Source organism: Bacteroidota bacterium, assembly GCA_018266755.1.
Classification (GTDB): Bacteria; Bacteroidota; Ignavibacteria; order Palsa-1295; family Palsa-1295; genus JAFDZW01.
In genome coordinates, this window is the sequence record JAFDZW010000007.1 from 146048 (window position 1) to 160273 (window position 14226).

General features: G+C 56.0%; 9 protein-coding genes and 1 pseudogene. 3 read left to right on the top strand and 7 right to left on the bottom strand.

Going from position 1 to position 14226, the window contains the following annotated elements; all coding sequences use genetic code 11:
- Positions 1–1392: hypothetical protein (locus tag JSS75_14000; GenBank protein ID MBS1904815.1), on the bottom strand; the 1392-nt coding region annotated here is incomplete at its 3' end.
- Positions 1393–1990: 598 nt separating this feature from the next.
- Between JSS75_14000 and JSS75_14005 the strand changes: the two are divergent.
- From JSS75_14005 to JSS75_14015, 3 genes and pseudogenes are all read left to right on the top strand, one after another.
- Positions 1991–2833, top strand: a pseudogene (locus JSS75_14005) (TerC/Alx family metal homeostasis membrane protein).
- Positions 2830–3300, top strand: coding sequence for a hemerythrin domain-containing protein (locus JSS75_14010; protein MBS1904816.1), 471 nt, complete (start codon positions 2830–2832; stop codon positions 3298–3300). The pseudogene JSS75_14005 and the gene JSS75_14010 overlap by 4 nt, the downstream one beginning before the upstream one ends.
- Before the next feature lie 94 nt (positions 3301–3394).
- Positions 3395–3796 carry an RNA-binding protein gene (locus tag JSS75_14015; protein MBS1904817.1) on the top strand — a complete coding sequence of 134 codons (402 nt, stop codon included), beginning with the start codon at positions 3395–3397 and terminating at the stop codon, positions 3794–3796.
- A 198-nt stretch (positions 3797–3994) separates the two neighbouring features.
- Here the strand turns inward: JSS75_14015 and JSS75_14020 are convergent, their stop codons facing one another.
- From JSS75_14020 to JSS75_14045, 6 genes are all read right to left on the bottom strand, one after another.
- The gene (locus JSS75_14020; GenBank protein ID MBS1904818.1) at positions 3995–6928 is read right to left on the bottom strand and encodes a choice-of-anchor D domain-containing protein; all 2934 of its coding nucleotides are present in this window, start codon (positions 6926–6928) and stop codon (positions 3995–3997) included.
- A 443-nt stretch (positions 6929–7371) separates the two neighbouring features.
- Positions 7372–10341 (bottom strand): choice-of-anchor D domain-containing protein, encoded by a 2970-nt coding sequence (locus JSS75_14025; GenBank protein MBS1904819.1) that lies wholly within the window; start codon positions 10339–10341, stop codon positions 7372–7374.
- Between the two features lie 105 nt (positions 10342–10446).
- Complete coding sequence (locus JSS75_14030; protein MBS1904820.1) at positions 10447–12612, bottom strand: bi-domain-containing oxidoreductase; 2166 nt, start codon at positions 12610–12612, stop codon at positions 10447–10449.
- Entirely contained in the window at positions 12609–12962 is a 354-nt protein-coding gene (locus JSS75_14035; protein MBS1904821.1) for a type II toxin-antitoxin system PemK/MazF family toxin, read from the bottom strand. Before JSS75_14035 ends, JSS75_14030 begins: the two co-directional genes overlap by 4 nt.
- A complete protein-coding gene (locus JSS75_14040; protein MBS1904822.1) occupies positions 12962–13204 on the bottom strand; it encodes an AbrB/MazE/SpoVT family DNA-binding domain-containing protein in 243 nt (80 codons plus the stop codon). Before JSS75_14040 ends, JSS75_14035 begins: the two co-directional genes overlap by 1 nt.
- A gap of 78 nt (positions 13205–13282) precedes the next feature.
- Positions 13283–14221, bottom strand: coding sequence for an SDR family oxidoreductase (locus tag JSS75_14045; protein MBS1904823.1), 939 nt, complete (start codon positions 14219–14221; stop codon positions 13283–13285).
- Between the last annotated feature and the right edge of the window lie 5 nt (positions 14222–14226).

Consider the following 14226-nt stretch of genomic DNA (forward strand, 5'->3'; position numbering starts at 1 on the left):
CGTGCCGGTCACGTTGTTCGTTGCGCCGGTGACGGTGTTCGTGCTCGTGCCTGCATTACCGATCGTGTTGACCGAACCGGAGTTCGTGGTACCGACATTGTTGGTCGGAGCCTGAATATTGTTGCTTGCGCCTGTGCCGCTTGCAGTAATGTTGTTGCTATTACCGCTCGCAGTACCGCTTGCAGAGATCGAGTTCGTCGCTGCCGTAGCGCCTGTCGACTGCGCCGTGACATTGTTCGTCAAACCGAGAACAGAGTTCGCCGGCTGCGAAGCGACATTACCGATGGTGTTCGTCGTGTTGGTCGGGCCTGCGCCGATGAAGGTGTTACCCTGGATCGTCGTGGAGCCGGTTGCACGGAAATCACCGTTGAGCTGAAGCTCGTAGGTAGCACCGTTGACAGCGGCTGCCGGTTCCGGCGTGCCGGTGATCACAACCGGACCATTGAACTGGGCCGTCGTGGTGACGATGATACCGATCGGGCTTGCGCTGAAGGTCTGTGTGCCCGTCCAGGTGTTCGGGTTCGCGAGGTTGATACCGATCGCGTGGTTGCCCGGCGGGTTGATGTAGGTCAACGTCGAGTTGATACCGATATTGAGATCACCGAGCGCATCCTGGTAGAGACCGAGCTGCGGGATATTCTGATCGAGGTTACGACCGAGAACCGCACCCGTGCCGATCATACCCGGCGTAATGCCGTTGTTCGCGATCTGGACCGTGTGCTGCGTACCGATCGGGTTGATCACGTCGATACCGGGGCCCGGGTAGATCGTGTCTACGATACCGCCGGTTGTCGCCATACCGATCGTGATCTTGTTCGTAATGGCATCACTGAGAACCGTGATACCGTTAACGCCAAGGATCTGGACATTGCCAAGCGAATCACCGGTAAGACCGTTCACGCTGACAAGCGACGTTGACTGCGGCAATACTGACGTCGGGATCTTTCCGTTCTGGTCGAGCGGAAGGAGCATACCCGGAGCCGGGGTGGTGGAGACGCCGATACCGCCGACCGTCTGTGCATTGAGTGCATACGGCGCAGCAGTGAACGGGGTATGAGGTAGGATTTCCGGGGTGCCGTCAACTTCCACACCGAGGAAGTACTGCTCGTCGAACTTCAAGTTCTCCAGTGCTTTACTCGCGCCGATGTTGACGTTGAATACTCCGTTGTTGACCTGCACCTGGTTGTAGGACTCTGTATAGAGCAACGTGCCAGCTGCATTGTAGATGTTGATCTTCAGGTTAGCCTGCGCATTGACCGGCTGACCATTCTTTATCAACAGTCCCTGGTAGGAGATACTACGCGGGACTTGGGCATTAGCAGTGCCGAGTGCTGCTATGCTCAGGAAAGCCCCAAGCACTACACCCAGCAGATTTGAACGACGTGAAGTCATACCTTCGTCTCCTATTGGTTTTTATTAAATTGAACGAAACGTTTCTATAAAAAACTTTTATCGTTATCACGCCGAACCAGTTATAAAACAATCGGTTCGGACTGTCTTGCCATTGAATGGCGAAGACCCCGCGCGAAGGCAGGGATGTAAATATACGAAGAAAATGTGCAGCATGCAAGAATTCCGAAAAGTGGAAAAAGCACTTATGCACAAATCCTTCTAACGGCTCACTACAAAGATACGCAATTCTTTGTGTGAGTGTGAAATACCTGCTGCTCACAGTCGGTAGCGGAGAGGGGGTCGAAGGTCCGCATTCATTACTTTCACTGTGATCGCGAGTGAGGGCTACTCGGCTAAACAGCTTATATTTCAATAAGCAAATATACGGACATATTTGTCCGCTCCGAATAAACTTCGCGTTTTTTCTTCTGTTACACCCGCAAGTCTATATTTTTTGGGAAATTTCCCCACGCGATTTTGGGCCCGGTCTCTTCTCCCCTGTCAACCCTTGTTATTTTGAAGGCGTCAATTACTACGGTAGGGATTCTTCAATAAACAGGGCTGTTCACAACAGTCTATAATATTCTGAAGAGAAAACTCAATGTCATTTCAGCGGGCGCTCTTGTGGAGCATATTCTGGATCGGGCTTTCGCTCGTGACTGCATTGGTGATCTGGGAGTTCAATACGCAGGACCACGCGCTGGCCTTCCTGGCTGGATACACGATCGAAAAAGCATTGTCGGTCGACAACCTGTTTGTCTTCCTGATGCTCTTTACGCATTTCAAAGTCCCGCCGAAACTGCAGCGGCGAGTCCTCAATTGGGGTATTATCGGCGTCCTCCTGTTGCGCGGGGTGATGATCTTTGCCGGAATCGGCCTCGTCAACCAGTTCGAATGGCTCATGTTCGTCTTCGGAGCGCTCGTTATCTATACGGGCTTCATGATGGCCTTTGGGAAGGAATCCGAGTTCGACCCCTCGAAGAACAAGATCATTCGCATGGCGCGCAAGCTCTTCGTCGTTACCGACGACTTTCATGAGGATAAATTCTTCGTTCGCTCCCGAGGCCGACGCGCCGTGACCCCTTTATTCGTCGTGCTGTTGGTCGTCGAGCTGACCGATGTGCTCTTCGCGTTCGACTCGATCCCCGCGATTTTTGCCGTCAGCCGGGATCCGCTGATCGTCTACTCGTCGAATGTCCTGGCCGTATTCGGGTTGCGCTCGCTGTATTTTCTGCTCGAGCGGATGCAGCAGGCCTTCCGGTTCGTGAAGAAGGGGGTAGGGGTAATCTTATGGTTCGTCGGGTTCAAGATGCTGGCCCCGCTATTTTGGGAGGGCTTCCACCCGAACATCATGGTCTCTTTGCTGATCATCGTCGGCATTCTGCTTGCGAGTGTGTTGCTGTCGCTGGTGTTACCGGAGCGGAAGGAAAGGCTCTCATGAGGCACCCTGCGCTCGTCCCGCTTTCGCATGACCATCACGAAGCCCTGTTAGTGGCGCTTCGGCTGAAGAAAGGCGGCCCCTCCTCACCGCGTGATACATTGTGGCCAATCTCACCATTGGATCAGGCTGCAGCACTGCTCCGCTTTGCCGAACACGAGCTTCTGGTCCATTTCGAGATCGAGGAGACCCTCCTGTTCCCGCTTGTCAGTAGCGATGAGGGGAAGGCCACCGTCAATCGACTTCTTGCGGAGCACGACCACATGCGCAACGCGCTGGGCAGGCTTGATACCATTACGGATGAAGGAGCCGTTATGGCGGCGCTGGCTGATTTCGGGGCGGTGCTCGAGGCGCATGTGCGGACCGAGGAGCGGATCCTCTTCCCGATGATCGAGCAAGCCATCGAGGCAGGGGAGATGTCGGTCGATGCCGATGGCATTTTGGGGCGCCGAAGCAGCTACCGGGGGTAGCTCAGGGGGACGAACTACTTCCCAGCCCAATTCGTTAGCGGTGGTCTAACGATTTAACAACCACCAAAACACCAATCAAAAAAGGATACTATTCATGGCAGAAGCTATCGCCACCAAAGAGTCACGTGTTGCTGTCGGAAAGAAATTGTATGTAGGCTCGTTGCCCTACACCTGGACGGTCGAGCAGTTGGAATCGCTCTTCGCGCCGTTCGGCCGCGTCTCAAGCACCGCGATCGTCAGCGATATGGTCACCAAGAAGTCGAAGGGTTTCGGCTTCGTCGAGATGGATAACGAGGACGCCGCGCAGAAGGCGATGGGCGAACTCAACGGCAAGGAGATCGAGGGGCGTCCGCTCACGGTCCGCGAAGCAAAGCCGAACATGGAGAAGCGCTCGCGCGGTGAGGATTCGATGAACAACCGCCGCTACGAATACAACGACCCGACCGGCACCGATACCTCGGGCCGCAGCTACGGCAACCGCAATGGGTGGTGGTAAGACCTGATCACAACTGATCTGATACAAAAGGGAGCCCACGGCTCCCTTTTTGTTTGCTATGCCTCTATTTCATCCCGCCTGTAGAGACGCGCACATGCGCGTCTCCTCCGTCGGTCATGCCCCTGCTTCGGGAAGATTCGCACCTCCGAAACATGAGACGCGCATGTGCGCGTCTCTACAGCGTGGAGATAGTATTGCCTACCGCTCAATCGCAACGCTGCCGCCAACCGTGTTGCCGCCCGACCTGACGCGGACATAGTACACACCGTTCGCCAGCGACTCGGTCGGGAGTTCGATCTCGTTCGCACCGGCGCGGAGCATCTGCGTGCCCGACTTCACCACAGCGCCAAGGGCATTGACAAGCTCGATCTCAGCCGCGTCGCTCGTCACGGCTTGCACCGAGAGCGTCACCGCACCCGACGACGGATTCGGACGGATGCTCGTGATCCGCACCACTCCCGTTCGCATGTACTGTTGCAATTCGCGGTTGCCACAGCGATAGAGATACTCGAACGCTGTGTCGCGCGTACTTGCACTCGCCACGCACGCTTCGAATTTCGGATCGGCGTTGTTCAAGTGGAAGTTCGTTGCCGTGAGATTCGTGGCGGAGTCTGTCGTCAGATAGACTTGATACTCGAACTGCGCAATACTGCCGTCGCTTGTGATCTGGATGTTTGGGTTACCCGTGATCGTGATGTGGTTTCCAACAACCTTCACCGTGTTCGGCCCCGAGGTGTTCGTCAGTTCAAGCAGGTCGGTGTTGAGAGTGAGATCGTAGTCGATCATCTGCACGCCTGCGAGCTGTGCTTGGTCGCTGACGAGCGCAAAACGGACGAAGTCGCCCGACGTCCCGCTCGGCACACCCGTGCTTATCATGTGGAAGCTGTATCGTTTCGGCAAGGAGTAACTCCGCGACAGATACACCGGAGGGATAGTGTTATCGGCGTTGCTGATGAAAGAGAGGGTATCGTAGTTCGTGAACATTCCTCCGGTTGTATCGAGGAACGTCGTCACCGGTATGTTCACGCTCTGGCCCGGAAGGATACGCACCGAGTCAGGCGCTCCGACACTAAATCCAACACCCTGTACCCGATACCCTACCACCAGCAACGTATCACATCCCGAGTTATACAACGTCACGACGGAGTCTCTCTCGTCGCAGAGTGTCGTCGTTCCGAAGTCGATCAACTGTCTTGAGGACGAGAGAATGCGAGTACCGTCGGTGACGGTCTCGGCAAGTTGTACTGTCGTGTCTCGCCATGTGGTACCATCGAAGAACTCAAGTGCTAATGTCGACAGATGACGCCCCTTGCTCGTCGGGTGGTTTACTAATCGCACCTGCGTTATTCCGCCCGGGCCTACTGTTGTTGTCGGCAAAACGTCTACAAGTTCGAATTCAGTATCTGGTACGGACCCGGTGCGGACACGAACGGAATCACATCCGCTCGGATTCGAAATCAGCAATGCAAGAGTGTCGCTCGTGGCGCCGGTACACAGCGGGACACTTCCAAAATCGACTACGGTGGGTGCAAGCGCCGGAGTGGCAAAGCGCGTATCGGCATAGCCGTCGACCCGAAGATCGAACGTCTGCACAGACGCACTCTTGGTACGCAAACGGAACGTGAGAATCGTATTGATCGGGCCGGTTGCTGACGGCGTGTAACGAATATGAATGTCCACTTTCTCTCCCGGGGCCGTCTGGTACGGCATCGAAGGTGAGAGCACGGTGAAACCGGCACCGGGTGTCGATGCAAGATCGAGGATGGCGGAGTCGCAGTTATTATTGACAAGGCTCAACGTACGCGCGACGCTTTGACACACGGAGATCGTATCGAATGCTAGGTGATACGTCGAAAGTCCGGACGACGCGCTCCGCACTCGTACGGCACCGATCGTCAGAACGGTATCAACTGTGGCGCCGTCCACCGAGTAACGGATATGTAATCTTCCGTAGTACTTCCCAATTGGCGTTGTAATGAATCGAACGCCGATCGAGTCTGTACTGCCGGCGGAAAGCTGCGACGGGAGCAGGGGAGAGCCGATCACTTGAAAAGCCTTGATGGTTGCATTTGTGGCATAGATGCTATCAATCTTGATCGCATCGCAGATCCGAAAATTGGTAAGTCGCACACTGATGACTGGATCGGCACATGCCGAAACGCTGTCGAAGTTAATGATATCTTGAGAAATACGGAGACGTGGGTCGGGGATGGTATCGTAAAGATACCACAGTGAGCCGTCGGAGCCGCCGGCGTATACATGCTTGCCGCGAGAGTAGAGAGCCCGTGTATCGTAAGTATTAGGCGGGCCGCCAATAAACTGCCACGTCTGTCCGGAATCTAAAGACCGATACACTCCATCAACGGTGTGGATATAGAGTCTGCAGTCGTCACCCTGCATGTGACCGATTAGTGAAGACTGCGGCTGTCCACTCGTCAGAGACCAGCTAGCTCCTCCGTCCGACGATCGCGAGAGTCCGTTGCCTCCCCATTCTGCCGGTGCAAAGAATGTCCCGCTCGGAAGCGCAGTATGTGGCTTCCAGCATTCTTGTCTGAATTGGCTGGTACTCCACGTCTCGCCACCATCGGTTGTCCGATAGCCGTAACAGTTAGTTGTACTGGCAGAGCTTGCAAATCCGGTGCTATCGTTAAAGAAGGTTAGCCCGCTTGCACCACTCGCGCTGGGGTTGGGTTCGATGCGATTCCATGTGAGACCGCGATCCCGTGAGGTATAGAGCGTGCCATCCCACGAGCATTGTATCAATAAATTCTTCTTCGCATTGTAGTATATATCCCAACCGGGCGGAGAGCCTTGTCCCATTTGATTCCAGGTGAGGCCACCGTCAGTCGTGACATGGGTACCGTTGACGTCGGGGTACACATACCATCCATTCAACGGATCGACAAACAGGACGCTCAGTGCTGCCAGGCTTCCGGGAATCGTCGACCAAGTGTTGCCACCATCGCTCGTACGTAGTAATGCATCAACATTCTTCTTGATACTGACGTATCCATGGAGAGGGACGCTATCGAACTCGGAAAAATATACACAGAGGACACCCTCACTGAATTGCCCTACCTGCTTCCATTGCCCGTGCGCTTTCGGAATCGGATGCAACAACCCAATCACCACGAGACATGCTGTTGCCCAAGGGTAGTCATGCAAAGGCTTGAGGCACGTAGCAAGAAAACACCTCCAACCCCGGGTGGAATTTGGAGACAGACTGAATGAGTGCTTGCCAATCCTATTTTTCATGCGCAAGTAAGACACACAACAAAACCATAGTGTTACATCGCTCAATGAGCCCACCGAAAATTCATCCATAGGTGCCCATAATATTAATTCTTATGGGCACCTATTGACAATAAGCGCATAATTCCGTGTATTTGTTGAATGCAATTCGAGCATTGGGCCATGAGCCCAGGAATTCGTTCAGAGCCGGTGCAAGCCGGCTCTGTCGTTTCTGCGGGCTCGGTGCGTGCACACAATTATATCATTGAATTATCAGGGAGTTACCTACCCATCTTTTCGAATGTGCAGCGTGCGAATGGGAGCGCGGGCGAGGCCGTCGGAGCCTACTTTCTGACGAAGCCGGAGGTCACCTCGGCGGTGGCGGTGACGACGCGGACGCTATATCGGCTTCTGGCAAGGGCGGTGGTGCCGATCGGGATCTCGTTGGTGCCGGCCGCAAGTTCGAGCGTGCGTGCGAGGACCTGCTTGCCGAGTTCGTCGTGGACCGAGATCGTGGCCGTCTGCTTGATCGGGCTTTCGACGACAATCGTGAGTTCACTGCCCGTCACCGGGTTCGGCCGGATGGCACTCACGCGCAGCGTGCCGGTACTGAGGTAATCGTGGAGCGTGGGTTGCGAGCAGCCTTCGATGCGGTAGCGGAATGACGTCCCGCTCGCGGTGGCCTGCATCGTGCAAGGTCCGGAGCCTGGGATGGTGTCGTTGACTTTGAGCACCGTGAGATCGACCGACGTCGCGGTGTCCTTCGTGAGGAAGACATCGTAATCGAGCACGGCAACGGAGCTGTCGGCTGCATCGGCAGCGAGGAACGGGTTGCCCGTGATACGGAAGGTCCAGGGTCCGGCGATGCCCGTCACGGGGCCGGATGGTGCGATGGTGTTCACGCCATGCGAGCCGCGATGCGAGAGCAGATCGTTATTCCAGTTGAGCGTCACATCGAGTGAACGGTATTGTCCGATCGTTGCGGGGTCGGCTTTGAGATGGACTGCTGTTGGCGAGCCGGAAGTTGCGCTCGCAGAGTCGATGGTGAGCCAAAGCGCAACGTTCGGCGAGGCGCCTTTAAGCGAGAAGGTCAGCGTAACGGGCGCGAGGTTCGAATCCGGCGTCGTGAAGACGTGGATGGTGCCGTTGAAGGTCGTGGCGGTTCCGACCGGCGTAGCATGCACGCCGACAACGATGCGTTCGTTCGGCGCGAGATACGCCGGCAGCGACAGGCCGACAAGCGAGAAGCCCGTACCCGCAAGTGTGAGCGAATCGACTCGAAGCGAGTCGCAGCCGATGTTGCGGATGGTGAACGATGTATCGCGGGTATCGCAGAAGCTCAAGGTACCGAAGTCGAGGGCCGAGACCGACGCCTGTGGTTTTGCGAAGCCGGAGACGACCTGTGCAGAGACCGGAATGCTGAAACGCATCACCGTCGAATCAACGGAGCGGCTATGCGAAACGATCGAGACGGTCGCTGTGCGCTTGCCTTTCAAGCTCGGCACAAAGTGCACCCACATGCGAACAACATCACCCGGCGCGACAGAGCGCCACGGTGCGGGAGCGGACGCAAGTGAGTAGTCGGGGTCGCCACCGATGGATGTGTTGTCTAGGAAGAGCGGGACGCAGCCGGTGTTCGTGATCGAGACTTCGGCAGAATCGCCGCTGCCGCAGAGCGAAAGGGTATCGAGGTCGATCGAAGCGGGCGATGCCGCAAGCTTCGCGATGCCGTCCTCGCCGAACCCATTCAAGGTCATTTGCACCGACGTGTTGTTGCCCTGCATCGTCGCAGCATATATGGGGTTCGCCGTCTTGGCCCCTGCCGTCGTCGGCTTGAAATGGCAACGCAGGCTGACCGTCGAATCCTTCGGTAGCTTGTACGGAAGCGCAAGCGGATCGATAGTGAACTCAGGCGGAAGCACACCAGGGCCGCTTGTGATTGTGAGCGTATCGCAGGATATGTTCGTGATCGTGAACACGGTGTCCGACTGACCGCCGCAGATGCTTGCCGTATCGAGCTCCAGTGTGGACGGAATGACCTGCATTCTTGGTTGCTCACCAGTCACGAAGACCGCAACATCGAGCAAGCTGTCGAACGCAAGGGATGGCAACCCGGTGATGAACGATCCATTGACCTTTACGCGGCACGTATAGTTGCCGGGCTTTTTTGCAGGATCGAATGCGAGCTGAAAGGTATCGGTCGCGCCGCTCTTGATGGTGTCCGGCATCACGGGCGTTGCGAGTGTGTACGCACCGCCGGTGTTTGTGACGAACGAGATCGAGTTCAGCAGATAGTCGTAGCAGTTGTAGTTCGTGATCACGAACTTGCGCGATTCGTTGAGACAAGCAGTGATGTTCGGGAAGCGCGGATGCGTGAAGCCAATCTCGGACTTGACGCCCAGCGTACCATCGCCTCCATCGTTGGTTTTCCACACCCCTCCGAGCTTATCGAACGCGATGACCATTTCGCCGCTGCACCCGCCGACATAGAACGTGCGGGTATCGGCGATATTTGACGGGCCGCCGACATTGATCCATGTATGCCCACTATCTTTGAGTGTGCCACGAATTATGCCGTCTTGCTCGGTCTGTACATACAGATATCCGGCACTGCCGAAAATATGCCCGGTCATGATCCCAGCAGTAACGAGCGGCGGTCCGAACGCAAATCGAGATGACCACGATGCGCCGTTGTTCGTGGAGATCCACATTCTGCGCGAGAGCTCGGTGATCGTGTACCAGATGCGGGTTTTCGGATCGCCCCACGCCGACCAAGCCTCGGCAAGATTCGTTTTGGAATTCGGACCGGGTGTGACGAGAACCGTTAACGGGTCCATGAAGAAGACGCCGTTCTGGTTGTTTCCGGCGTTCAGCGGCGGATTCCAGCTTGCAGTCGTCAGCGGGACACCACTCGATATACCAACACCCGCGCCAAGGTGTGACCCGGTCGAAACGTCGGTCCAGGATCTGCCATAGTCCACGGTCTTCCAAAGATTCACATTCATACTGCCGGTCGAATAGATCGAGGCATACCCGGTGCCATCAGGCAGAATACAGATCTGTGTGACTTGTCCGCTTGCTGTTGGCACGCCTGCATTCATCCACGAGCTGCCGCCATTGGTGGTGTACCAGATCTGGATCGGGACTTGGCTTGCAGAGTTACCGGACCCGGCATAGCCGGTGAGGTCGTCGGTGAAATAGCAACAGCCGACTGGAGTACCAAGATTTGCGATCTTGGTCCATTTGGCGATCGATGCAGAGACGAGAACGCTCGTCAACAGAATTGCGAAGATGATCGTACGAATCCGACTCACAACACTACACACCGATAGATGAAAGTTGATGCCGATAAGACAACACCAAACATCCCGGAATGTTACAATGAGGAAGCCGATCGAGAGGACGGGGCTGCGTCGTCCTCAGAAGCGAATCGTCTCGCCCGTCGAAAGCGATTCGTGCACGGCGAAGGTTGCGACGGTCGTTGCAAGCATCGACTCGAAGGGGATGGGCGACGGCGTGCCGTTCTTGATCGCCGCGACGAACGCTTCGACCTCTTCACGGTGCCCCTTGCCTTGGCCTTTGACGATGTGCGGCTTACCGCTGCCGCGGTGGAATTCGAGTTCGGTGAAGTTCTTCATGATCGCCGTTCGGCCACCCGAGAAGACCTGTATTTCTTCCTTTGGTAGTGTCTTGTCGCCGTTGGCAACGTAGAGGATCGTCGCGACGGAACCGTCTTCGTAGTCGATCACGATTGAGAGGGTATCATGATCTATGGAGTCCGCACGTCCGCTCGAGATCTGTTTCGCAACGACGGATTTCGGTAGCGCGTCGTTCGCAAGATAGGCAGCAGTATCGATGAAGTGGCAGACCTCGCCAATGATACGTCCGCCGCCGGTCTCTTCGTCTTGCGCCCAGTTCGATGCGGGGACGGGGCCTGCGTTGACGCGGTAGAAGATCATCTTCGGCGCATGCGGTTCGCCGAAGAGCTCCTTCATCTTCACAACGAGCGGTGAGAATCGGCGGTTGAAGCCGATGAGGAAGTGCTGAGTGCTCAGTGCTGAGTGCTCAGTGTAAGTACGCGCGACCTTGGCTGCATCCTCGAACTTCAGCGCCATCGGCTTCTCGCAGAAGACATGCTTTCCCGCTTCGAGCGCGTTGCAGATCAACTCGGCATGGTTGTTGTGGCGCGTTGCGATGAAGATCGTGTTGACGTCGTTCGATGCGATCACCGCATCAGGGTCCGTCGTCGAACGAGCAAAACCGAACTTGGTCTTGGCATCTTCGGCGCTCGAACCGGTTTCGTTCGCAACGACGACAAGATCGGCCTGCTCTTTGAGTGTGGGCAGCAGAAAGCCTTGGGCGAAGTTACCAGCACCAATGAAGCCGATGGTTGGTGACTGGTGGTTTGTGATTGGTGATTGGATGTGATGCTGGACATCCCTCATCCTTCCGCCTTCATCCTGCGGGTAGGTCAGGACGATGCCGAGGTACCGCTCCTTGATCTCGCCGGCGATCATGTCGTACGCTCGTTTCGCGTCGGCGACTGCGATCGTATGGGTCGTCAGTCTTGAGGGATTGACCTTTCGTTCTGCGAGCAGCCGAACGAATTCCTGCATGTTGCGGCGCTCGGTCCAGCGGACGTAGCCGATGGGGTAATCGATGCCGCGGTCTTCGTAGTCGTGCTCATAACGTCCCGGACCGTAGGAACGCGAGAGTCGGAAGTCAAGCTCTTTGAGATAGAACGGGTCGCGCGGGATATCCATCTTCGTCACGCCGACCATCACGACGCGGCCACGATCACGGGTGATCGAGGCGGATAGCTCGATCGGATCGTTCGAGCTGGTCGCCGCAGTGATGATTACGGCATCCACACCGAAGCCCGATGTGATCGACTTGATCTTATCAACAAGGTTATCCGCTTTTCGACTAAATGCAAATTGTGCATTGTGCGCTGCAGCGAGCTTCACGTTCTCATCATCGAGATCGATGCCGATCACGACGCAGCCTGCAGCACGGGCGATGGCACAGGTGAGTTGGCCGACAAGTCCGAGGCCGATCACGGCGACGGATTCGCCGAATGTCAGCTCGGCCTGACGAACACCTTGCATTGCGATCGAGCCGAGCGTTGTGTAGCACGCCTCCTCGTACGATACGTCTTCGGGGATCTTGACACAGAGATTACGGAGTACGCTGACGACTTCGGCATGATACGCTCCTTGACCGCCACACGCAACACGGTCGCCGGGACGGAGGTCGTCGACATCGGGACTGACCGCGATGACCTCGCCCGCACACGAGTAGCCCATCGGCTTCGGGGTGTCGAGCTTGTTCATCACACGATTGTACGTCGCCCAGAACCCTTGCTGTTTGATCTCGGCGAGGACCTTCTTGACGTCATCGGGCCGGCTCTTCGCCTTTTCGAGCATCGACGAACGCGCAAGTTCGACCGACATCTTCTCGGTGCCGGCGCTGATGACACTGGCGTAATTGCGCACGATGACGCCCGCACGCTTCGGGTGCTCGGGTGCGTCCACGTCGCGGACGCTGATGGCGCCGGAGCGCATGCTGGTGAGTAATTGCTTCACGATTGCTTCGATGCAGAGATGAGAAGAGTGATCCGCTTTACAACACGAGCGAGCACCTCGTCAGGTGCTGTGCATATATGTTTTTGAATCCGTCCGGGAATGTCGATGCTCTTGATGTGATCGGAGAGTATGACGCCGCTGATCGGAAGTCCCGTCGGGAGTTCGACCTCGAACGGATAGAATTTTTGTTGTGAAGTGATTGGGCAACACACGGCGAGTCCTGTGGAGCGGTTGTACGAATGTTCTGACAACACAAGCGCCGGACGTCGACCGGCCTGCTCACGACCGACTTGCGGATCAAGCTCGACCCACACAATATCACCCCGGTTTGGTATATACGGCTTGGCCATTACCAGATCTCGTTGCCGACCGGGGCTCCCCAATCCGTCACCGAGTGCACATTCTCGGGTGTGATTTTGCTCACCAAGTCTTCGAGCGTCAGGCGGTCCTCGTCGAATTCCAGCACGAGTCGGTTCTTCAGGTCGTGATACCGAATCTCTGAGCCATCGTGGATCTCATGCCGTTCGGCGACGGACTTCGGAAGCCGTACTGCTAACGAATTTCCCCATTTCCGCACTTTCAGCGTCTTCATGGCTGTATATACATTGTAGACACGGGAAATGTTTCAGGGTCGAATGGGTCACCACAGGTACGTTCAATGTGCCAAGGCCTAACCCACCGCCTTGCGGAAATACTCGATAGTTCGCTTGAGTCCTTCGGTGCGTGCGACTGTCGGCTCCCAGCCGAGCAGTGATTTTGCAAGGGTGATATCCGGCTGACGAACTTGCGGGTCGTCCTGCGGCAATGGCTTGAAGACTATCTCGCTCTTGGATTCAGGGATCATCGTCTTAATTTCCTTCGCAAGGTCGAGCATGGTTACCTCGTCGGGATTCCCGATATTTACCGGATTATTATAGTCACTCAGGAGCAGACGATAGATACCTTCGATGAGATCGCTCACATAACACACGCTGCGCGTTTGCATGCCGGTGCCGAACACCGTGATCTGCTCGTTCTTGAGTGCTTGGCGAGTGAACTCCGGGATCGCGCGACCATCGTGAATGCGCATGCGCTCGCCGTATGTATTGAAGATGCGCACGATGCGTGTGTCAAGATCGTGATATCGGTGATACGCCATCGTCATCGCCTCGGCGAAACGCTTGGCTTCGTCATACACGCCGCGGATGCCGATGGGATTCACATTCCCCCAATACGATTCCGGCTGCGGATGAATCGCGGGATCACCGTACGTCTCGCTCGTTGATGCAAGCAGGAAACGCGCACCTTTGGCTTTTGCAAGTCCGAGCGCCTTATGCGTGCCAAGCGAACCAACCTTCAACGTCTGGATCGGAAGCTTCAGGTAATCGATCGGGCTTGCCGGCGACGCGAAGTGCAGCACGTAGTCAAGCGGGCCGCTGACGTGAATGAAGTTCGTCACGTCATAATGCTCGAAGACGAAGTTCGGCTTGCCGAAAAGATGCGAGACGTTTTCCGGATTTCCGGTCACCAGATTGTCCATGCAGATAACCTCGTGTCCTTCAGCGACAAAACGATCGCACAGATGACTTCCGAGAAATCCGGCTCCGCCGGTGATGAGAGTTCTTGGCATTATTA